14 protein-coding genes are annotated in these 22844 nt (G+C 44.8%); all 14 read left to right on the forward strand.

Annotated features, from left to right (window positions below; genetic code table 11):
• The first annotated feature begins 221 nt into the window (after window positions 1-221).
• On the forward strand, window positions 222-1106 hold the full coding sequence (locus CLV57_RS00310; RefSeq protein WP_100339382.1) for an AraC family transcriptional regulator: 885 nt from the start codon (window positions 222-224) through the stop codon (window positions 1104-1106).
• A gap of 248 nt (window positions 1107-1354) precedes the next feature.
• Window positions 1355-2647: an L-fucose:H+ symporter permease gene (fucP, locus tag CLV57_RS00315; RefSeq protein WP_100339383.1), complete on the forward strand. Its 1293-nt coding sequence runs from the start codon at window positions 1355-1357 to the stop codon at window positions 2645-2647.
• Complete coding sequence (locus CLV57_RS00320) at window positions 2644-3687, forward strand: aldo/keto reductase (RefSeq protein ID WP_100339384.1); 1044 nt, start codon at window positions 2644-2646, stop codon at window positions 3685-3687. The genes fucP and CLV57_RS00320 overlap by 4 nt, the downstream gene beginning before the upstream one ends.
• Window positions 3688-3690: 3 nt before the next feature.
• Complete coding sequence (locus CLV57_RS00325) at window positions 3691-4521, forward strand: amidohydrolase family protein (protein WP_100339385.1); 831 nt, start codon at window positions 3691-3693, stop codon at window positions 4519-4521.
• Window positions 4522-4531: 10 nt separating this feature from the next.
• A complete protein-coding gene (locus CLV57_RS00330) occupies window positions 4532-5542 on the forward strand; it encodes a zinc-binding alcohol dehydrogenase family protein (protein WP_100339386.1) in 1011 nt (336 codons plus the stop codon).
• A gap of 15 nt (window positions 5543-5557) precedes the next feature.
• A complete protein-coding gene (locus CLV57_RS00335) occupies window positions 5558-7072 on the forward strand; it encodes a tagaturonate reductase (RefSeq protein ID WP_100339387.1) in 1515 nt (504 codons plus the stop codon).
• Window positions 7073-7076: 4 nt separating this feature from the next.
• A complete protein-coding gene (locus CLV57_RS00340) occupies window positions 7077-8726 on the forward strand; it encodes a UxaA family hydrolase (RefSeq protein WP_100339388.1) in 1650 nt (549 codons plus the stop codon).
• A gap of 21 nt (window positions 8727-8747) precedes the next feature.
• Window positions 8748-10712, forward strand: coding sequence for a sialate O-acetylesterase (locus CLV57_RS00345; protein WP_100339389.1), 1965 nt, complete (start codon window positions 8748-8750; stop codon window positions 10710-10712).
• 127 nt (window positions 10713-10839) lie between these two features.
• Entirely contained in the window at window positions 10840-12783 is a 1944-nt protein-coding gene (locus CLV57_RS00350; RefSeq protein WP_100339390.1) for a glycoside hydrolase family 97 protein, read from the forward strand.
• A 20-nt stretch (window positions 12784-12803) separates the two neighbouring features.
• Entirely contained in the window at window positions 12804-15413 is a 2610-nt protein-coding gene (locus tag CLV57_RS00355) for a glycoside hydrolase family 31 protein (RefSeq protein ID WP_100339391.1), read from the forward strand.
• A gap of 28 nt (window positions 15414-15441) precedes the next feature.
• Window positions 15442-18606, forward strand: a complete 3165-nt coding sequence (locus tag CLV57_RS00360) for a glycoside hydrolase family 2 TIM barrel-domain containing protein (RefSeq protein WP_100339392.1) — start codon at window positions 15442-15444, stop codon at window positions 18604-18606.
• Between the two features lie 89 nt (window positions 18607-18695).
• Window positions 18696-20993, forward strand: coding sequence for an outer membrane protein assembly factor BamB family protein (locus CLV57_RS00365; RefSeq protein ID WP_100339393.1), 2298 nt, complete (start codon window positions 18696-18698; stop codon window positions 20991-20993).
• Window positions 20994-21022: 29 nt separating this feature from the next.
• A complete protein-coding gene (locus CLV57_RS00370; protein WP_100339394.1) occupies window positions 21023-21988 on the forward strand; it encodes a hypothetical protein in 966 nt (321 codons plus the stop codon).
• Between the two features lie 92 nt (window positions 21989-22080).
• Entirely contained in the window at window positions 22081-22842 is a 762-nt protein-coding gene (locus CLV57_RS00375) for an SDR family NAD(P)-dependent oxidoreductase (protein WP_100339395.1), read from the forward strand.
• Window positions 22843-22844 lie beyond the last annotated feature (2 nt).

Consider the following 22844-nt stretch of genomic DNA (forward strand, 5'->3'; position numbering starts at 1 on the left):
GTGCCAAGTGTGGGCTTGTTTAGTTGGTATACTGCATAGGCGCTAATGATTTAATTAGTGATTAATAAAAGCCGCGGCAATTTAACCGGGCGTTACAAATTGGTTACCAAATTAACTTGGAAAATAAATTAGAGCGTTATACTTAATTACCCTATTATTAAGGGATATTAACATCACATTAAAATTATTTAGTGAAAGTGGTATGTTTACCTCAACTAATTATGGAACCCGAACTACTAAAAGTCTCTACTCAATCTGCATTTTCTTTTAGTGTGAGGCATGATCGTGAGCCTAACATTAATAGCCGATGGCATTTTCACCCCGAGGTGGAGCTGATTTATCTGCACCGTGGGTCGGGTATGCAGTTTATTGGCGATAGTATAAAAAGGTTCAGCGCAGGAGATATCATTTTAATAGGCTCTAACCTGCCCCATTATTTCAAATTTGACAAAGAAAAGCCTTCGCAAGAGATAAATGACAATCCTTACTCTACCGTTATTCATTTTTACGAGGATTTTTGGAGTAAAACCTTTTTAAGCCTGCCCGAAAACGCCATTATTAAACGCGCTTTGGAGAAAGCCAAAAGAGGCATTTTGATCTCGGCCAAAAAAGAGCCTATCATATCTAATTTGATCAAGCAACTATCTGTATCCGAAGGGCATTCCCGTATTGTTTTGCTCATGGAGATACTGGCTTTGATAGGTTCAACCAACAGCGGCAAGTTACTGGTATCGTTAGGATTCAAGTATAACTTTGAAGAGGCCGATAAATACCGTATCAATCTTATTTACGAGTACTCATTTACCCATTTCAGAGAGAAAATATCGCTTGAAAAAATAGCGCAGATAGCTAACCTGGCCCCCAACTCTTTTTGCAGGTATTTTAAGGCCAAAACCCGTAAAACCTACTTCCAGTTTGTTAACGAAATAAGGGTGAGCCACGCCTGCAAATTGCTGATAGAAGACGAGATCAGCATCAAGCAGTTATGTTATGAAAGCGGCTTCAATAACTTTTCATCCTTTCATGCCGTTTTTAAGCAAATAACCGGTAAAACTCCGCTGGCTTACAAGCAGCATTTTATTCCTAATTCAAATTTAGAAAGCTAACATTTTCGCTGCCACATTGCGGTTATTTCCCATTAAGCAAATTTTAATCAATACAACTTACGCGTGTACATTACACACTTAGAATGCTGTTATACAGGTATTTAAACAAACTTTTATTATCCGGACAAATTAAACATTGCTAATGTCCAATGGTAATATTCCTTAATAATATGGTAATTTGGTATAATTGTTAACAGAATTTATCTTTTTATTTTGAGGACCAATCAATTATAGCCAATCATAAATTAATGTCAAAAAACCAAGATCTGTTAGGCTTTATCCCAAGGGGCAATGTCATATCGTTTTCATTAGTAACCATGTTGTTCCTTATATGGGGCATACCTAACAACATGAATGATGTTTTGATCAAACAATTCATGAAATCATTCGAGCTTTCGCGTTTTCAGGCAGGGCTCATACAATCAGCATTTTACATGGGTTATTTCCTGCTGGCCATTCCATCAGGGTGGATCATCAGGCGTTACTCTTACAAAGTTGGCTTAATTGTAGGCTTGTTGCTTTTTGCAGCAGGCTGTTTATTGTTTTGGCCGGCAGCTATAGTTGGTCAGTACGGTTTTTTCTTGTGCGCTCTTTTTGTAATAGCATCGGGACTTGCGTTTTTAGAAACCGGCGCCAACATATTTATCGTTGAAATGGGTAGTCAGGAAACTGCCGAGCGCCGCCTCAACTTTTCGCAGGCTTTTAATCCTATTGGCGCGGTTTTAGGCGTGGTGGTAGGTTCGGTATTTATCTTATCGGGCATTGAGCACGACGAAGCAAAAATTGCCGCCATGAAGTTGGCCGGCGAATACGATGCCTATTTAAAAGATGAGACCATGCGTGTGGTAACCCCGTACCTGATACTGGGTGGCTTCGGCATTATATGGAGTATATTTTTAGGGATGTCAAAATTCCCTAAAAGCCGCGATGAGGTGAAGGAAGATGAGCATCAGCATAAATCAAGCGTGAAAGAGTTGTTGCGCTTTCCGCATTTTTATAAAGGCGTATTATCACAATTCTTTTATTGCGGCGCGCAAACCTGCACCTGGAGCTTTTTCATCACCTACGTGCAGGACTACACCGGTCAGCCGGAAAAAACCGCGGCCAACTTTTTAACTGGCACATTGGTAGCCTTTGGTATAGGCCGTTTTTCGGCAACCTACATTATGAAATTTGTTGATCCCGGCAAATTAATGGCGCTTTATGGCATAATAAACGTAGCGTTAGTGGCCGTAGCTATATTCATTCCGGGCAGCATAGGCGTTTGGGCTATATTCTTCACCAGCTTCTTCATGTCATTAATGTATCCAACCAACTTCGCATTAAGCATGCGCGATCTGGGACATAACGCCAAACTGGGCGGTTCAATAATGGTAATGGCAATTGTAGGCGGCGCGGTGTTGCCGCCAATAATGGGACTGATTGCCGAAAAAGCTGCAAGCATGGCCATTGCCATGGTTGTACCTTTGGTTGGCTACTTATACATTACTTATTATGCTGCTTACGGTTCAAAAAATAATACAGAAAGGATAGCAGCATGAGTGCTGACAATAGCTCATCGGTTTACAACATGCCAAAAATTGTTTTTGGCACCAGCGGATTAGGCAATTTATTTGTTGCCCTGCCTGAAGAAGTAAAGCATGAAATAATAAAGGAATGCGTAAAGCATTCGGGCGGTAAAGTAGTTTTTGACTCTGCCGGTAAATACGGCGCAGGTTTGGCGCTCGAAACGCTTGGTCGCCATTTAAAAGAGTTGGGCGTTGCGCCGGAGAATGTGGTGATTAGCAACAAACTGGCATGGTACCGCACCGAACTTAAAACCCCTGAACCGACCTTTGAACCTGGTGTTTGGATAGGTTTGCAACATGATGCGGTGCAGATGATCAGCTATCAGGGCATGATGGATTGCTTTGAACAGGGCAACGAGTTATTGAATGGCTACACACCGGAGATGATATCGGTTCATGATCCCGACGAATATTTAATGGCTGCCGAAAGCCCCGAAGATGAACAGAAACGTTACCAGGATATTTTAGATGCCTACCGTGCTCTGCGTGATCTGAAAGCCGCGGGCAAAGCAAAATCTGTAGGCATTGGCGCTAAAGACTGGCGTTATATTGTACGCATAGCTAAAGATGTGGAACTGGACTGGATAATGGTAGCCAACAGCATGACCATTAAAAGTCACCCAAAGGAATTGTTAGATTTTATGGCCGAGATGGAGCTTAAAGGTGTTCCCATTATTAACTCGGCGGTTTTCCATTCGGGTTTTTTAATTGGCGGTAGTCATTTTGATTACAAGCCGGTTGATGGCAGCACCCCCGAAGGCGAGGCCTTAGTTAAATGGCGCGAAGCGTTTAACCAGGTGTGTAGTGATTTTGGTGTTAAGCCTGCAGACGCTTGTGTGGCGTTTGGCTTAAAAGTGCCGGGCGTAAAAAGTGTGGCCTTAAGTACTACCAACCCTAAGCGGGTGAAGGACAATGTTGACATGGCCAACGCTGTTATGCCACAGCAATTTTGGCAAACATTAGTTGACAAAGGGCTGATAGACAAGTGCGATTTTTTATTTAAAATTGATTAAGCCATGTTAAGGATAGATGCTCATCAACATTTCTGGAAATATAACCCGCTAAGAGACGCGTGGATCACCGACGATATGGCGGTTATTCAGCGTGATTTTATGCCGCAGGACTTGTTTCCGCTATTACAGGAAAATGGATTGGATGGCTGCGTGGTAGTTCAATCAGATGAATCGGAAGCAGAGAATGATTTCCAGTTGGCTAATGCTAACGGCAATGATTTTGTTAAAGGAATAGTTGGCTGGGTTGAGTTAGTATCCCCCAGCATTGAAGCGCGACTGGAATATTACAGTCAGTTTAAAAAATTAAAAGGTTTCAGGCACGTATTGCAAGGCATGCCGCAGCGTGATTTTATGCTGACCGATGCATTTTTAAAAGGCATATCATTGCTTAACAAATACAATTTTACTTACGATATCCTGATCTTTCCTGATCAGTTAAAATTCGCGGCCGAAATGGTTGCTAAGTTCCCTGAGCAGAAATTTGTGTTAGATCATATTGCAAAACCTTACATAAAAGACAAGGCAATTGCTGGTTGGGACACAGATATCAAAGCTTTAGGAAAATTTGAAAATGTATACTGCAAAGTATCAGGAATGGTTACCGAAGCCAACTGGAATAACTGGAACGAAGCAGATTTCCACCCTTATATGGAGGTTGTTACAAACGCTTTCGGTACAGGCAGATTAATGTTTGGTTCAGACTGGCCGGTTTGTACCGTTGCAGGCACCTACACACAAGTATGCGATATAGTTAAAAATTATTTCTCCCGTTTTAGTCAAACAGAGCAAGACAGGATATGGGGAGAGAATGCAGTTAAGTTTTATAGTTTATAAAAGATAGAGAATGAATTCGTTGGTATGTTCCCAACCGGGAAAATTTGAGTACAAAGAAATTGAGCAACCGGTTTTAACTCCCGGAAATGCCATTGTTAAAATAAAAAGGATAGGCATTTGTGGAACAGACTATCACGCTTTCAGGGGCACACAGCCTTTTTTTAATTATCCAAGAGTATTAGGTCATGAGTTATCGGGCGAATTAGTTGAAGCCGATGGCGCCGATGGCTTTGAAATTGGTGAGCGTGTTACCTTTATCCCTTACATAAATTGCGAGCATTGCATAGCCTGTCGCAGCGGTAAACCTAACTGTTGCGTTAACATGAAGGTTTGCGGTGTACATACCGATGGCGGCATGGTGGAATATTATTCTATACCATCGCGCTTATTGGTACACGGCGAAGGTCTGAGTTATGATGAACTGGCGCTTATTGAACCCTTAGCTATTGGCGCGCACGGGGTAAGACGTGCCGGAATAACTCCCGGCGAATTTGTACTGGTGATAGGTGTTGGTCCTATAGGTTTAGGCACCATGGAGTTTGCCCGCATTGCCGGCGGTAAAGTCATCGCTATGGACATTAACGAAAATCGCCTTAAATTCTGTAAAGAAAGCCTGGGCATTGAATACACCGTTAACGCGTTGGAAAATGCTATGGAACAGATCAGCGCCATTACCAACGGCGAAATGCCAACGGTTGTTATTGATGCTACCGGCAGCCAGAAGGCAATTAACTCCGCCTTTCAATACATGGCTCATGGCGCCCGCTTTGTGCTCATCGGCCTGCAAAAAGAAGAAATTGTTTTTAGTCACCCGGAGTTTCACAAACGCGAAGGAACTTTAATGAGCAGCCGTAACGCCACCCGTCAAGACTTTGAACATGTTATTGATTCTATTAAAAAGGGCCAGGTTAAGCCTTTAAATTATATAACACACAGAACAGGCTTTGATACACTAAACGTGGAGTTTGAGAACTGGCTGACCAACAATGCCAGCGTAATTAAAGCGGTAGTATCATTATAATATTGAGGATAGAAAATGAGTGCGGATACAACAAGTACATATAATCAGCTTTTAAAACTTTCAAAAAACAGCCTGGGGCAGATCAATGCGCCCGGCGTGACCATGCCTTCGGGCGAAAACTTAAACCTGCCTGTTAAGGTTTTACAATTTGGTACCGGCGTTTTACTGCGCGGATTAATAGACCACGTTATTGATAAAGCCAATAAGCAGTCGGTATTTAATGGAAGCATTGCCGTTGTAAAATCGACCGCGGCGGGAGACGCCACCGCCTTTGCGGAACAGGATAATTTATACACCCTGCTGATAAAGGGCATCGAAAATAAAGAGCTGGTTAATGAAGCTGTAGTAAACTCGGCTATAAGCCAGGTTTTGATAGCTAATGATGAGTGGGACGCGATATTGAAAATAGCTGAAAGTCCGGATTTACAGGTAGTTGTTTCTAACACCACAGAAGTAGGTATCCAGCTAAAAGAGGAAAGCATCAGTTTGACACCCCCTTCATCCTTCCCGGCCAAGTTATTGGCGGTGCTGTATCATCGCTATAAAGCATTTAATGGAAGCGCCGAAAGCGGATTGGTTATTGTACCCACCGAACTACTGCCCAATAATGCCACCATCCTTAAATCCATCATCAAGAAATTGATTGCGTTCAATAATCTGGATGCTGATTTTGAGGCCTGGGTTGATAACCATAATTACTTCTGTAATTCATTGGTAGATAAAATTGTGACCGGCAAGCCATCCCGAGAGGAACAACAGGCGTTTGAACAAGCCAATGGTTATTCAGATGAGTTACTAATAGTTGCGGAACCTTATTGCTTATGGGCCATTGAGGGAAATGAAAAAGTAAAGTCTATCCTTTCGTTTGAGCAAACCGACAATGGTGTAAAAGTTATTCCGGATATTGAAGTTCATCGCGAACTGAAGTTAAGATTGCTGAACGGAACACATAGCTTAAGCTGCGCGATGGCGCTTTATTCTGGCTTTGATGTGGTGAACCAGGCTACTGCCGATACCGCTTTCGAAGCTTATGTAAGGCAGATCATGACGGAGATACGCATTGCAATGCCCGTGGAAACCGACCAACAACTTGCCGAAGAATTTGCTGAAGGCGTTTTAGATCGTTTTAAAAACCCGTACATAAAACACCTTTGGACAGCCATAGCGCAGCAGTACACCACCAAGCTGGTTATGCGCATACTGCCGGTATTGAAGAAACATTACCAACTGTTCAACGCGCCGCCTGCTGCTATTACCAAAGGCATTGCAGCTTACCTGTTCTTGATGAGCCAATTGCGTAAAACGGATAACGGTTTTGCCATTGAAATAAAAGGCGTTGAGTACGATTATAAAGACGAGAAAGCAGATGTAATTTTTGAGATTTATAACGCTACCGCTCATGATGATCTGGCGCAATCTATTTTAAGCAATACGCAATTATGGGGTGAGGACTTAACCGCTTTGCCACAATTAGCAGAAGCTGTTCAGCAGAATTTAAACGGGATGTTAAACGGCACTTTCAAGGTATAGGCAGATGAATAAGATTGTTAAAATACACGCGGCTGATAACGCGATAGTTGCCCTGACCGACCTTTACCCTAATGAGGTGGTAACCGTTGGCGAAGAAAACATAACCATAACAGAAGTTATTCCTGCCAAACACAAATTTGCCCTAACCGACCTGAACACAGGCGACAGCATTTTTATGTATGGCGTGTTAGTTGGTAAAACAACTGCTAATATTAAAAAAGGCGGACTATTAAGCACCGCTAACATAGCCCACGCATCAAGCACATTCAGCATTGGCGAGCGTAAGCTGGACTGGCACAAGCCCGATGTTTCAGCCTGGGAATCAAGAACTTTTAACGGCTACCACCGTGCAGATGGCTCTGTAGGCACCGCCAATTACTGGCTGGTTATCCCTATGGTTTTTTGCGAGAACCGCAACGTTGAAATTTTACAACAGGCACTGGTTGATGAACTGGGTTATGGCAAAAGTAATGCGTACCGCAATCAGGCCGAAGCTATTGTTGACCTGTACAAACGTGGCAGCTCTATAGAAGACATTTTAAACGCCGATATTAATGCCAACGCCCAAAAGCAGCGTTCAGAAAGGTTATTTCCTAATATTGATGGTGTTAAGTTTTTAACCCATAATGGCGGTTGCGGCGGCACGCGTCAAGATGCACAGGCGCTGTGCGGTTTACTGGCAGGTTACATTACCCACTCCAACGTTGCCGGGGCAACCGTATTGAGTTTAGGTTGCCAGAACGCGCAGGTAAGCATACTGCAGGAAGAGATTTTAAAACGCACGCCAAATTTTGACAAGCCGCTTTATGTTCTGGATCAACAGGCAACCGGCACCGAAGCCGACCTGCTTTCATCGGCCATAAAGCAAACTTTTGCAGGTTTGATACAGGCCAATCAAAACACACGTAAACCGGCACCGCTAAGTAAGATATGCATCGGTTTAGAGTGTGGTGGGTCTGATGGTTTTTCGGGCATATCGGCTAATCCGGCTATAGGCTATACGTCAGATCTTCTGGTAGCTTTAGGCGGCTCAGTTATTCTGGCTGAATTTCCTGAACTATGTGGTGTTGAGCAAGACCTGAGCGACCGTTGTGTCTCTGTTGCCGATGCGGAACGTTTCAATAACCTCATGACGGTTTACAACGAAAAAGCGGAAGCGGCAGGTTCAGGTTTTTACATGAATCCATCACCGGGAAATATTAAAGACGGTTTAATAACGGATGCTATTAAATCAGCCGGAGCAGCTAAAAAAGGCGGCACCTCGCCGGTAGCTGCCGTTTTAGATTATCCGGAAAAAGTGAGCAAACCAGGTTTAAACTTATTATGTACACCGGGTAATGATGTAGAATCAACCACGGCGGAAGTAGCCTCGGGTGCCAATATTGTATTATTTACTACAGGCTTAGGAACGCCAACAGGCAACCCCATTACACCTGTGGTTAAAATTGCTACTAACACCAAGCTTTTTAACCGCATGCGCGACATTATGGACATCAACACCGGTACCATAATTGACGGCGAAGAAACCATTACTCAGGCGGGCGAACGAATTTTAGATTACGTAGTAGCCGTTGCCAGTGGCGAGATTGAAGTGGCGGCGGTAAGACACGGCCAAGATGATTTTATCCCGTGGAAACGGGGTATTTCACTTTAATATTTAAATGAAACAACTAAAATGAAAGGCTATTTTAAAATCTTATGTGTTGCTGCTGTAAATGCTTTGCTAAGCTATGGCAGCGCTTATGCGGATGTAAGATTGCCTAAGCTGATAAGTGATGGAATGGTGCTGCAACGCGACCAACCCTTAAAAATATGGGGATGGGCAGATGCAGGCGAAAAGGTTACCATCACCTTCAATAAAAAAACATATAAAACAGTTACCTCTGCTAAAGGTACCTGGCAGCTGGCGTTAAAACCCATGGCTGTTGGTGGTCCTTATCAAATGACCATCGCCGGAAATAATAAAATTGAACTGAAAGATATTTTATTGGGCGATGTTTGGTTTTGTTCAGGTCAATCCAACATGGAGATGGGTATGAACGATGTAGCTGAGAAATACGAAAAGATAATTGCCCAAAACCAGAACGATAAAATAAGGCAGTTTTTGGTTCCGAAAAACCTCAACGACCCGCTCAAAATTCATGATGATCTAACCGGCGGTAAATGGACACCCGCTACAGGAGCCAATGTGAACCGTTTTAGCGCCGCGGCTTACTTTTTTGCCTTGTCGATCAATCAGCGCGAGCATGTTCCGGTGGGTATTATCAATTCAAGTTGGGGTGGCACACCCGTTGAGGCCTGGATAAGTGAGGAGAATTACAAATCCTTCCCCGAAATCACCAAAACCATTAACAGCTTAAAAGATACGGCCTACGTTAACCGCCTTAACAGGAATAATGCGGAGAACAACCGCTTACAATCCATCCGCACCAACAGGCAATTAGATGAGGGCCTAACCGACTCGCCTAAATGGTATGAGCAAAGTTATGTACCCAATAAATGGAAAGACATAATGGTGCCGGGCTTTTGGAGCGGACAAGGACTAAACAATTTCAGCGGCGTGGTTTGGTATCGCAGGGAGATCAACGTTCCGCCATCATTCACCAAACAAGCTGCCCGTTTGTATTTCGGTCGAATTTATGATAATGACGAAGTTTACATCAACGGACAATTAGCTGGCAGAAGCAATGGCCAATACGGTAACCGTATGTATGCATTGAAAGAGGGGCTTTTAGTACCGGGTAAAAACGTAATTGTTGCCCGTATCAGCAATACCTCATCAACCCTTGGCGGCTTTGTTCCTGATAAACCTTACTATATAATTTCGGGTGGTGATACTTTGCAACTGAGCGGCAAGTGGCAATACAAAGTTGGTCAGGCTTACTGGCCGCAGCTGCCACAGTTGGAAGGCTATAATGCAGCGAACCAGCCTACTTATTTATACAATACCATGGTGTCTCCGGTCGGCAACTACCGCATTAAAGGGGCATTGTGGTATCAGGGAGAATCAAACGTTACCAAAGCTAAGGAGTATCAGGCTTTGCTAACACAACTCATTAACAACTGTCGCGATACCTGGCACGACCCTAAACTGCCATTTATTATTGCGCAACTACCCAATTACCAGGAAGTAAACTATTTACCCGGCGAAGCCGGCTGGGCCGACCTGCGCGAAGCGCAACGCAAAACAGCCATCGCCGTGCCTAACACAGGTTTAACTGTTTTAATTGATGTTGGTGAATGGGGCGATATTCACCCACGCAATAAAAAAGATGTTGGCGAACGTTTGGCTTTAACCGCCGAAAAGCTGGCGTATGGCCATAAGGATATGGTGACCTCCGGTCCGGTGCTACAAAGCGCCCGTGCCGATGGCAACAAAATTGTTTTAACTTTTACTGATACCGGAAGCGGTTTAATAGCTAAAGACGATACTAAGCTAAGGCACTTTGCCATAGCCGGTGCCGATAAAAAGTTTGTTTGGGGTACAGCGCAAATAAACGGCAACGAAGTTATTGTTACCAGCAACGAAATTGCCAAACCGGTATATGTAAGATACGCGTGGGCTAATAACCCCGACCAGGCCAATCTGTATAACAAAGAAGGTTTACCTGCTTCGCCATTTGAAGCAGAGGCCCGTTAGTTAACAGACGGTTTAAACCAATTGATCAATTCGGCAGCCCCCTATTCTGCTGATATAAATAAGCTCCGTTATGGGGCCGTGATAATATTGCCTGTCGTTTATGATGGGCCGGAATAAATAACATTAAATGAAGAGAATCACATCAGGCATTGTGGGATTGGTTTGTACAGCGCTGTTGTGCGTAACATCAGCCTATGCCCAAAAATTAACGGTTGAATCGCCCAACAAGAAAATAAGTGTTGGCTTGTTTAATCAGCAAAATGCCAATTCCGGTGAGTGGTATTTAAAAGTATCGTACGTAGAAAACGGCAAAGCTACAGAGGCCATTCAGCAAATTAACTTAGGTTTGGTACGTGCCGACCAGGAGTTTGCCAAAGAATTGGCATTTGTAAAAGCAGGCAAGCCTGTTGTAATTAATGAGCAATATAAGGCAGTGCATGGCAAGCGCGCGCTTAGAAGCAATAGCGCAAACGAATTAGCCGTTTCTTTCCAAAATCCTGATAAAACCAAGTTGAACGTAATCATCCGTGCTTATAATGATGGCATGGCTTTCCGCTATGAATTTCCTGATAAGCGCGAAGCGATCGCAGTTAAAGATGAGCTGACCTCTTACACCATCCCGAAGGAAACCAACCGCTGGATGGAGAAATGGAACGCAGCCAACGAGGGTTTATACCTTACCATGGCCGACGACAAAGTACAGCAACAGGAATGGTGCTACCCTGCCCTGTTCAATACCAAAGATAAAGCAGCGTGGTTTTTGCTGCACGAAGCCGACCTCGACCGTAACTATTGCGGAACCAAACTGAGCAATACTGTTGATATCACCAAATACAAACTCACTTTTCCTAATCCTAAAGACGGTCGCGGTACCGGTGTAGTTGAACCTACTATTTCTTTTCCTTGGAGATCACCTTGGAGGGTGGTAATTATGGGTACTCTGCAAGATGTGGTTACGTCAACTTTGGTGGATGATGTATCAAGGCCATCTATCTTAAAAAACACCGACTGGATAAAGCCGGGTGTAGCGTCATGGAATTACTGGTCAAGCAACCACGGCACCAAAGATTACAAGATAGTAACCAAATTTGCTGATCTGGCTGCCGATATGAACTGGCCCTACACCCTGTTAGATTGGGAATGGGACAGCATGGGCAACGGTGGCAAACTGGAAGACGCCCTAACCTACATCAAAGCCAAAGGCATTAAACCTTTAATGTGGTATAACTCGGGTGGTAACCATACTACGGTAACGTCAACCCCAAAAGACCGCATGCTTACCCATGAAAGCCGCGTGGAAGAATTTACTAAGCTTAATAAATTAGGCGTAGTTGGGGTAAAAATTGACTTTTTTGAAAGCGAAAAGCAGAACATGATCCAGTATTATCTGGACATTTTGGATGATGCCGCCAAGTTCAACATCATGGTTTATTTTCATGGCTGTTTGGTGCCTCGTGGCTGGGAAAGAACGTATCCCCACTTAATGACTTACGAGGCGGTTCGTGGCGCAGAATGGTACAACAATACGCCCGAATTTACCATGCCTGCGCCTGAGCATAACACCATATTGCCGTTTACCCGCAACGTGGTAGGTGGTATGGATTATACGCCGGTTACTTTCACCAACTCACAGTTTCCGCATGTAACATCATACGGGCATGAACTGGCTTTGAGCGTGATATTTGAATCGGGCTTGCAGCACATGGCCGACAGGCCCGAAGGCTACTACGCTTTACCCGATGCGCCTAAAGCTTTTTTACGCGATGTACCCAACGCGTGGGATGATACTAAGTTGTTGGATGGAACTCCCGGTAAAGACGTTACCCTTGCCCGCCGCAAAGGCAACAGCTGGTACATAGGCGGCATAAACGCCGAGCAGCGCGAAAAAAGAAAGAACATTAAACTCGACTTTTTAGCAAATGGCACTAAATATAAAATGACCTTGATTGCCGACGGCGCTCATGATAAAGATTTTGCTACATCCTACCTATCGGTTGATAAAACAAGCGCGTTTGATGTACGCATGCTACGCAGAGGCGGCTTTGCAGCAGTAATTACACCTATTGAATAATTTAAAGGATATAAATTAAGATGAGACTACGAATTTTGATCTTGACGGCGGCGATAGCACCCGCTCTAAGTTTTGCCCAAACATATAAAAAATTCACCCAAAAGAAAGACCGGGTTGCTATTGAATTATCCGAGGGTGTATTGAATATAATTCCTTTAAATGATAAAGCCATACGTGTGCAATGGCAAAAAGCTATTCCGGTTGAAGCGCGGGAGTTTGTGCTAATTAACAAACAAGCTACCCCGGCTTTTAAAGTTGCGGAAACGCCTGCCCAGTTAAAGATCAGCACCAAAGCGGTAAACGTTTTATACAACAAAAAGAGCGGCACCATTACTTACACCAACGCGGCAGGCAAGGTATTTTTAAGTGAAAAAGCCGACAGTCGTAAACTGGTATCAGGCACCACTATGGGTGAACCATCTTACTCAGCCGAGTTAGGTTTTGATTCGCCTGCTGATGAGTATTTGTTCGGATTGGGCCAGTTTCAGGACGGGTATTACAATCTGCGCAACGTACCCCGTAAACTTATACAGGTAAATACGCAAATTGCTATTCCGTTCCTTTATTCCAGCAAAGGCTACGGTATTTTGTGGCACCAGTATGGCATGACGCAGTTTAACCCGGCCGACAATAATATTGAGCTGGCAAAAAAAGATACCAACGCCGTTCAGATCAAATACGAGGACGTTACTACCACCGCAGGTACCCAACGTGTATCGCAACAGCAATCCTTGCATACCGGCAAGTTCCGCGTAGATAAAGACGGCGATTACTCCTTCATGCTGGATATGGGCGATATGGAAAGCCGCCACCTGTTGCTGATAGATGGCGTTGCCCGCATTGATCAGAGCAACCAATGGCTGCCACCCGCAGTAGGTAAAATTATCAGCCTGAAAGCCGGCGAACATACCGTGCAGGTTTTGTGCAAAGCCGCTAACAAACCAAAGCTATCATGGAAACCGGCGGGTAATGAAACCGTGTTCCGCTCGCCTAATGCTAAGGCTTTAGATTATGTTGTGTTTTATGGCGGTGCAGATGATGTGATCAACAATTATAGAAACCTATCAGGCACCGTGCCTATGCTGCCTTTATGGGCCTATGGTTTTTGGCAGTGCCGCGAGCGTTATACCTCAGGCAAGCATCTGGTAGAAACCATTAAAGAATTCAGAAAAAGAAACCTGCCTGTTGACGTAATTGTACAAGACTGGCAATACTGGGGTAAATATGGTTGGGGTGTACCTAAATTTGACGAAACCAATTACCCTAACCCCGAAGGTTTTATTAAAGAATTGCATGACCTGAACGCGCATTTCTCTGTATCAGTATGGGAAAATCTCGACAAAAAATCAGAAGTGGCTAAGACTTATCTGGATAAAAACCTGTACCTGGAAAACAGTCCGTGGATAGATATCTACAACCCCGAAACACAAAAAACGCACTGGAACGCCTTAAACACCAACCTGTTTGCTAAAGGCGTCGATTCCTGGTGGATGGATGCTACCGAGCCTGAAAATGACGCTTTAGTGGGCAAGAAAACCTTCTTCGGTCCGGGTGAGTTTTACAGGTTGACTTACCCTCTATATGTAAGCGAAGCGGTTTACGATGGCCAGCGTGCTGCTGATCCAAGCAAACGGGTAACCATATTAACCCGTTCAGCCTATCCGGGTCAGCAACGTTTTGGCACTATCAACTGGTCGGGAGATATTGGCTGGAACTGGGATGTTTTAAAAAGACAGATCGTAGCAGGATTGAACTATAACCTCACCGGTATGCCTTACTGGACAACAGATATCGGCGGCTTCTTCCGCCCGGGCCGTGGCCAATACACCGATGAAAAGTATCATGATATACTCACCCGCTGGTTTCAGTGGGGAGCGTTCAGCCCCATATTCCGTATGCACGGCTATCAAACCGAAACAGAGCCATGGAAATATGGTGACAAAGTGGAAGGCAACATGCGCAGCATGATGAATGTACGTTACCGTCTCATTCCTTACATCTACTCAGAGGGCTGGCAGGTGTCAAAAAATGGTTCAACCATTATGCGCCCATTGGTAATGGATTTTGCATCGGATGCTAAAGCAGTAGCGCAGGGTTACGAATACATGTTCGGTAAAAACATGCTGGTAGCACCCGTTACCGAAGCAGGCGTTACCGATTGGAACGTGTACTTACCAAAGGCTGCTGCCTGGTATGATTACTGGACAGGCAAGCGCTACACCGGCGGTCAAACCGTTAAATCACCTGCTCCGCAAAATCAAATACCTGTGTTTGTAAAAGCAGGCGCCATTATCCCAATGGCTAAAGAAATGCAATACACCGGCGAAAAGCCAATGGACGTATTAGAGATACGCCTGTATAAAGGAGCCGACGGTGCATTCACTTTGTATGAAGACGAAGGCGATGGTTACAATTACGAAAAAGGCGCGCACACTACTATTCCTTTCAAATGGAATGAAAAAACAAAAACTTTAAGTATTGGTGCGAGGGTAGGCACGTATAAAAATTACATAAAGAACCGTACATTTAACATCGTTATTGTAAACGATAGCAATGGTGGCGGCCTTGCGGAAGGTAATACTATTAAAAAAGTAACCTATAACGGTGCAGCAGTTGCCGTTAAACTTTAATTGACCAATTATTTAAAAATTATAGAATATGCGTTTTTACGGATCCCCAATCAGGTACGTTTTTTTGTTAGGTTTCGCACTGTTAACCGCGTTTAGTTCAACGCAGGCACAAACGCCGGCGCTACGGTCGGGTATTGATTACCCTGCCGAGATCGAAAATCCGGAGATAACCGGCATTAACAAAGAGCCTTACCACGCTACCTTAATGCCTTACGCCAGTTTGCAGGAAGCATTGGTTGCCAAAAGGCATGCTTCAACTTATGCCCGCAGCCTTAACGGACAATGGAAATTTAACTGGGTACCAAGCCCCGAAAAACGCCCTGTTGATTTTTATAAAACAGATTTTGACGTATCAAAATGGAAAGAAATAGCTGTACCCTCTAACTGGGAAGTACAAGGCTATGGCACGCCGTTTTACAGAAACTTAGGTTACACCATCAAGAAGGATTTTCCGCACATTATGAGCGAGCCGGATAAACGCTACACCGCTTATAATGAGCGCAACCCGGTAGGCAGCTATCGCAGGGATTTTGAAGTACCTGCTGATTGGAACGGCCGACGCATTTTTGTAACCTTTGATGGCGTTGACGCCGGCTTCTTTTTATGGGTTAACGGACAAAAAGTTGGTTTCAGCGTAAACAGCCGTAATGCTGCCGAATTTGACCTCACCAAATATTTAAAACCAGGCACCAACACCATTGCTGCCGAAGTTTATCAGTACACGTCAGGCACCTGGTTGGAAGATCAGGACATGTGGCGTTTACACGGTATCTTCCGCAATGTTACGTTGTGGAGCTCGCCTGAAACACACATCCGCGATTTCTTCGTTAAACAGGATCTGGACGAGAACTACAAAGACGCTAAAGTTAATGTAGTGGCCAAGATCAAAAACTACGGCGACAAAACCTCAAAAGCACAAAGCTTAACCGCTACATTGTATGACAATGCAGGTAAGGAAGTTGCTAAAGGAACTGTTACCGGCTCATCCATCAACGCTAAACAGGAGCAGGAATTAAACATCAACTTTACGGTTGCTAACCCTGCCAAATGGACCGCCGAAACGCCTACCCTTTACACCATGGTTTTAACCACCGGCGAGGGCGAGATCATATCACAAAAAATTGGCTTCCGTAAGGTGGAGATCAAGGGCCGTATATTTATGGTGAACGGTGTACCTATCAAATTAAAAGGTGTTAACCGCCACGAACATTGGTCGGATGTTGGCCACGCTATTACCGAAGCGCAGATGATACGCGACCTTGAGGTAATTAAACAAGGAAACTGTAACCACGTGCGTACATCACACTATTCCAACGACCCACGTTGGTATGAGCTATGCGACGAGTGGGGTATTTGGTTAGTTGCCGAGGCCAACATGGAATACCATGGGTATGACCGCAAGTTTGATGAGGAACCTACTATGAAAGCTGCCATTGTTGACCGTAACGTTGCTAACGTAGAAAACTTTAAAAATCATCCGTCGGTTATTATCTGGTCATTAGGTAACGAGGGTGGTGTTGGTGGCACCAATGTTGGCGCTGCGCTTACTGCCGTTAAAACCATTGATCCATCGCGCCCTACGCACTACGAGCGTTACGGAACAGGTAAAAATAATCCTGCCGACCTGGACGGCCGTATGTATGGCACTGCCGAAGATTACATCAGGGTTGCGAAAAATCCTGAATTGACCAAGCCGTTCTATATCTGCGAGTTTGTACATGCCATGTTCAACTCAATGGGTTCGCTTGATGAATATTCGGCTGCCTTTGATAATACCCCTGAGATTTTAGGTGGTGCGATATGGGAGTTTCAGGACCAGGCGCTTTGGAACAGGCGCGATCCAAAGCACCCAATCCTGGCTTATGGTGGCGGCTTCGGCGAGTTCCCTAATGATCATTACTTCATCCATAAGGGTGTAGTGGCGTGGGACAGAAAAACCGTTAAACCGCACTATCCTGAAATGAAAAAAGCATTTCAATGGATCAGCACCGAAATGACTGATGTATTGAGCGGTTCTTTCCGCATCAAAAATAAATACCAGTTCATTGCATTAGAGAATTTAGATGGCGCATGGAGCCTTACTGAGAATGGCGTAGAAATAAGCAAGGGAACATTTGTTGTGCCTCGTGTAGGTGCACGCAGAGAGGGCCGTTTGTCAATACCTTTCAAAATTGAGCATCCAAAACCAGGCGCAGAATATTACCTGCGCATATCATACACACAAAGCAACAAAACCCTGTGGGCAGACAAAGGTTTTGAGGTAGCCTGGGACCAGATCAAGATCCCGGTAAACACAGCAACTGTTGTTGAGCCAAAATCAACCCAGCCTGTTGCATTGAGTCAAACACCTCAAACTATTAAAGTTACAGGCAATGGCTTCTCTGTAAGCTTTGATAAAAAAACCGGCGAAATGAGTCAGTTGATGAAAGGTGGCCTAAATGTGTTAACTGCTAATGGTGGCCCTAAGCCACACCTGTGGCGCGCTGCTCACCGCAATGACGACATGTGGGCCAATAACATTTGGGAGAAATATGGTGTAAACAACCTAAAATTCTCATTGGTTGACATCAAAGCGCAGGCTGTTGACATGTTCAGCGTTAAGGTAACCTCAACCATAAAAGGCGAAGGCAAAGAAGGTTTCGGCGTTTACCATACCGCTACTTACCTAATAAAAGGTAATGGCAGCGTTACGGTAGACAACAATATGGAGTTTGAAGGTTTGGCTATCAGTTTGGGCCGCATTGGTGTGCGCATGATGCTGAACAAAGACCTTGACAAAATGAAATACTTTGGCCGCGGACCGTTGGAGAACTATTCAGACCGTAAAGCATCTGCCGATGTTGGCCTGTATGACCTGAATGTGAACGACCAATACGAATACGAAAAACCAATGGACAGGGGCAATCACGAAGAGGTGCGCTGGATCAAGTTTGAAGACAACAAAACGCCGGGCTTCACTATAAAGGCTGATGCTAATTTGATGCAGTTTTCGGCTTTACCGCATACCGACGAGCAGATGTTCCCTGTTGAGTATAAAATTGACCTGCCTGCAAGCACCTCTACCGTTTTTTGTTTATCAACAAAAACATTGGGTGTAGGATCGGCAAGTTGCGGACCAAGGCCGTTAGAACGGTTCCAGGTTTGGGCTAATAATTCCAGGTTTACCTATACGTTGCAGCTACTGAATAAATAACCTTTGTAAAAAATTTAAGACCTGGCTATCAATACGCTTTAAATACGGATATTGCATTAAACACTGTTTACCAATAATAAACCAAATTTATGAAGCCTATTTTGTTTGCCAATGGGCGCAACGTAAAAGTTGCGCTCACTGCTATTGCCGTTACGGTAATGGCGGGGGCCGTTACTTTATCTTTTAAAGATGAAGGGCCTGAAAGAGCTGCAGTGGTTCCCCCGCCACATACAGAATGGAAAGATTATGGAGGGGGACCCGATCATTCCAAATTTTTAAATTTTACCCAGATCAACAAACAAAATGTTGCGCAACTGCAACCCGCGTTTGTTTATTCAACCGCCAGCGACAGGGCCAACCTTTACAGGTTCAACCCTATTGTTGTGGATGGCATTATGTATGTGCTGGCTAAAAACAGCTCATTAGTTGCTATTGATGCCACCACCGGCAAGGAGTTGTGGATACACGCTAACCTGCGCGGCATTGTACAGCGCGGTATTAACTTTTGGCAAAGCAAGGATAAAAAACAAAAGCGCTTTATAATCTCGCTTGGCAACTACCTGCAGGCCATTGATGCCAATACCGGCAAATCCATATTAACCTTCGGTAAAAATGGCTCTGTTGATCTAAAAGAAGGGATAGGCCGTGCACCGGAGTTGCTGCGCAGGATGGCCTCAACATCTGCCGGAAAGATCTATGATAATCTGATCTTGTTAGGTTCCGCACCGGGTGAGGATCCCTTTGCAGGCCCCGGCGATCTGCGCGCTTATGATGTAATAACCGGTAAAATGCAATGGGTGTTTCATACTATACCTCATCCCGGTGAATATGGTTATGAGAGCTGGCCCAAGGATGCCTGGAAATATTCGGGCGCTGCCAATACCTGGGGCGAGATCTCTGTTGATGAGAAACGTGGTATAGCCTATTTTCCATTGGGCTCACCAACTTATGATTATGATGGCGCTGACCGTGCAGGTAATAACGTATTCGGTAATTGTATTTTGGCGTTGGATGCCCGCACCGGCAAAAGGTTGTGGCACTTTCAAACCGTTCACCATGATATTTGGGATTACGATCTAACCGCCGCGCCTCAACTTATCACCATTAATCACAACGGTAAAAAGGTTGACGCGGTGGCTGTGGCCTCTAAAAACGGTTTTATGTATGTGTTTGACAGGGTAACAGGCAAACCCATTTGGCCTATAAAGGAAATGCCTTTCCCAAAAAGCGAAATGCCTGATGAGTGGACCTCGCCTACCCAACCTATACCAACAGTGGTGCCTGCGTTCAACAGGCATAATGTTGATGAAAAAGATATTAACCCCTACCTCCCCGACTCAACCCGGCAAAAATATATAGCGAGGATAAAGGCAGCTAAAACGGGCTTATATCAACCGCTTTCCGATAAATATGAGGTTTTCGCACTTCCGGGATCGGTAGGCGGTGCCAATCAGGGCAATACCGCTGCTAATCCGGATAAGGGAATGGTGTATGTAATGTACCAGGAAATGTCGTGCTTTTACCAGTTGGTCAAACGTTCGGAAAGAGGCGCAAGAGGCGGCAATCAGGCGGGAGCCAAAGGTCAGGCGGCTTATGTACAATATTGCCAGGCCTGCCACGGTGCAGACCGTAACGGTATTGCGGGTGCGGGTGTGTCATTAGTTGATATTGGCAGCCGCATCACGCCCGATCTTTTTAAAACCTACATCAGTCAGGGTAAGGGCCGTATGCCTGCACAGCCACATATTGATGACGCTACTATCACTTCCATCTATACTTTCCTTGCAGGAGGGAACCGTGGTGCAAGACCAGCAATGGCAGGTAGTAATACAATGCCTGATGGCCCTGTCGTTGCGTCAGGCGGCGCTCCATTAGCTAACCCAAGCAGCGCAAGTGAGTTTGGCGGTGGCATGACAGATTACCCTGCAGGCTACACTGGGCCAAGATCCATCTACATTGAAAAAAATAACTGGGGTACAGCTATATCCGATATTCTGGCACCTCCGTTTGCTGGCATAGCCGCTTATGATTTGAATAAAGGAACCATTAAATGGAAAATCCCGTTGGGTGAATACAGTAAAACAGATGTGAAAGGTTTGGGTACGCCAAATGGCACACAGAACAAAGGCATGGTGGTAACCGCGTCGGGGTTAATATTTGTCACCTGTGCTGATGGCAAAGTGCGCGCGATAGATGCTGATAATGGAAAAATACTTTGGCAGTATGATCTGGGCCGCATTAACCCAACAGGTATACCGGCCATGTACCAGCATAAGGGTAAGCAGTATTTAGTGGTGTGTTCAACCGGTGCATTGGCCGATAGAACTAAGAAAGAAGAAGATGTGCCTAAAGGCTACATCACCTTTGCCTTGCCTAAGTTGAAGTAACCCAATTTTAAACAACTTAAACATCTACCATGAAAATATTTCATAAAACTACAGCGGTAGTCGCCATACTATTTTTGTTGTGCAGTTATAGTAATGTAAACGCGCAAAGTGTACCTACTAAGACCATCTACTTTTTGGCAGGCCCTAAAGATCATGCAGGCGAAGAAGGTTCGGGCAGGCATGAAACCCGCCGCGACCTGCTGGTATTGCAACACTGTATTGACAGCATAAGCAACCTGAAAGGCGTTAAGATAGTAACCAAATTTTCTTACAAGCGCGACGCGTTGAACATTGACGACCTGAAAGGCGTCGATGCTATCATCATTGAGTGCAGCGCCGAAGGCAGCTCAAAAGAACGTGCGCACCCTATTTTCCCGCCAAGTAATCCGGGCGATAAAAGTTATGACAAAGCCACCCTTGATTATCTGGCTAAGGTTGATAGTTTGCACAAAGCGGGCATGGGCATAATGGTACTGCACTGGGGCATCACCACCACCAACCAAAAAGCTACGCAATACTATTTAAGCTGGTTCGGCTCGGCAAGCATGAGTGGTTATACGCGCAACCCTTTAGGCTTTTGGGAAGTGAAACCTATTGAAGCCGCTAAGAACCACCCTATTTTACGCGGTGTTGGGCCTTTTAATTACAAGGATGAGATCTTCTCCCGAATGTTGGTCAATCCAGGCGACCCTTACCGAACCGATCTGCTTACCGGCACCATCCAGAAAAGTAATCAGGGTGCTGCTGAACCTTTGGGGATAGCAACAGCTTATGATAAGAATGGTGCGCGCGGCATGCTTTGGGGCGGAATGGATTATCACTCGGCATTGTTGAATGATAACTACCGCAGATTTGTGCTGAACGCTATTTTATGGACAGCCGGTGTTGATGTGCCTGCCGGAGGCGTTAAATCAACTGCCAAACAATTACAACTATCCGCAGCAAAGGCCGACAATTTTGACGCGCTGAAACCGGAAGGATTCGTGCTGAAATAATCGATAAATTTTTTTCAACTAAATAAGGCGCGTATGCTGATAGCTACGCGCCTTATTTTAATTTTGACTCTACATCACTGAGAGAAACACACATGCTATCACTACAAAATAAAAAGGCGGTAATTACAGGAGCAGGCAGCGGCATAGGCAGGGCTATGGCAGTTTTATTTGCCAAACAGGGAGCCGAAGTTATCATTATTGATCTGAATGACGAACAGGCCGATGAAACAGCCGCCGAGATCACCAGCAATGGTGGCCAGGCTTCTGTGTTTAAATGTGATGTAGCTAACCATCAGGCCGTGTTGTCTGTATTTGAACAGATAAGCCAACTGGATATTCTGGTAAATAACGCCGGTATTGCACACATTGGCAAAGCTGATAATACTGCTGAGGCCGACTTTGATAAGGTGATGAGCGTAATTGTGAAAGGCGCTTACAATTGCACCTATGCGGCTATTCCTAAGTTAAAAGCTAATGGTGGTGGGGTGATCTTGAATATATCATCTGTAGCTGCCTTGGTGGGTATAACAGAACGTTTTGCTTACAGCACCGCCAAAGGTGCAATCAGGGCCATGACCATGAGTGTGGCCAAAGATTATTTAGGCGATAACATCCGCTGCAACGCCATATCTCCTGCAAGAGTGCACACGCCATTTGTTGATGGCTTTTTAAAGAAAAATTATCCTGATAGTATTGATGAAATGTTTGATAAGCTATCAAAAGCACAACCCATTGGCCGAATGGGGCAGCCGGATGAGGTAGCCACACTGGCACTTTATCTATGCAGCAATGAGGCCGCCTTTATAACCGGTGCCGACTATCCCATTGATGGTGGTTTTACTTCGCTCATTTAATT

It is taken from the genome of Mucilaginibacter auburnensis (genome assembly GCF_002797815.1).
GTDB classification, from domain to species: Bacteria; Bacteroidota; Bacteroidia; order Sphingobacteriales; family Sphingobacteriaceae; genus Mucilaginibacter; species Mucilaginibacter auburnensis.

Bases quoted from the DNA above. Each gene is read 5' to 3' on its own strand.
- CLV57_RS00310 (WP_100339382.1), top strand. From the start codon at position 222: ATGGAACCCGAACTACTAAAAGTCTCTACTCAATCTGCATTTTCTTTT.
- fucP (WP_100339383.1), top strand. From the start codon at position 1,355: ATGTCAAAAAACCAAGATCTGTTAGGCTTTATCCCAAGGGGCAATGTC.
- CLV57_RS00320 (WP_100339384.1), top strand. From the start codon at position 2,644: ATGAGTGCTGACAATAGCTCATCGGTTTACAACATGCCAAAAATTGTT.
- CLV57_RS00325 (WP_100339385.1), top strand. From the start codon at position 3,691: ATGTTAAGGATAGATGCTCATCAACATTTCTGGAAATATAACCCGCTA.
- CLV57_RS00330 (WP_100339386.1), top strand. From the start codon at position 4,532: ATGAATTCGTTGGTATGTTCCCAACCGGGAAAATTTGAGTACAAAGAA.
- CLV57_RS00335 (WP_100339387.1), top strand. From the start codon at position 5,558: ATGAGTGCGGATACAACAAGTACATATAATCAGCTTTTAAAACTTTCA.
- CLV57_RS00340 (WP_100339388.1), top strand. From the start codon at position 7,077: ATGAATAAGATTGTTAAAATACACGCGGCTGATAACGCGATAGTTGCC.
- CLV57_RS00345 (WP_100339389.1), top strand. From the start codon at position 8,748: ATGAAAGGCTATTTTAAAATCTTATGTGTTGCTGCTGTAAATGCTTTG.
- CLV57_RS00350 (WP_100339390.1), top strand. From the start codon at position 10,840: ATGAAGAGAATCACATCAGGCATTGTGGGATTGGTTTGTACAGCGCTG.
- CLV57_RS00355 (WP_100339391.1), top strand. From the start codon at position 12,804: ATGAGACTACGAATTTTGATCTTGACGGCGGCGATAGCACCCGCTCTA.
- CLV57_RS00360 (WP_100339392.1), top strand. From the start codon at position 15,442: ATGCGTTTTTACGGATCCCCAATCAGGTACGTTTTTTTGTTAGGTTTC.
- CLV57_RS00365 (WP_100339393.1), top strand. From the start codon at position 18,696: ATGAAGCCTATTTTGTTTGCCAATGGGCGCAACGTAAAAGTTGCGCTC.
- CLV57_RS00370 (WP_100339394.1), top strand. From the start codon at position 21,023: ATGAAAATATTTCATAAAACTACAGCGGTAGTCGCCATACTATTTTTG.
- CLV57_RS00375 (WP_100339395.1), top strand. From the start codon at position 22,081: ATGCTATCACTACAAAATAAAAAGGCGGTAATTACAGGAGCAGGCAGC.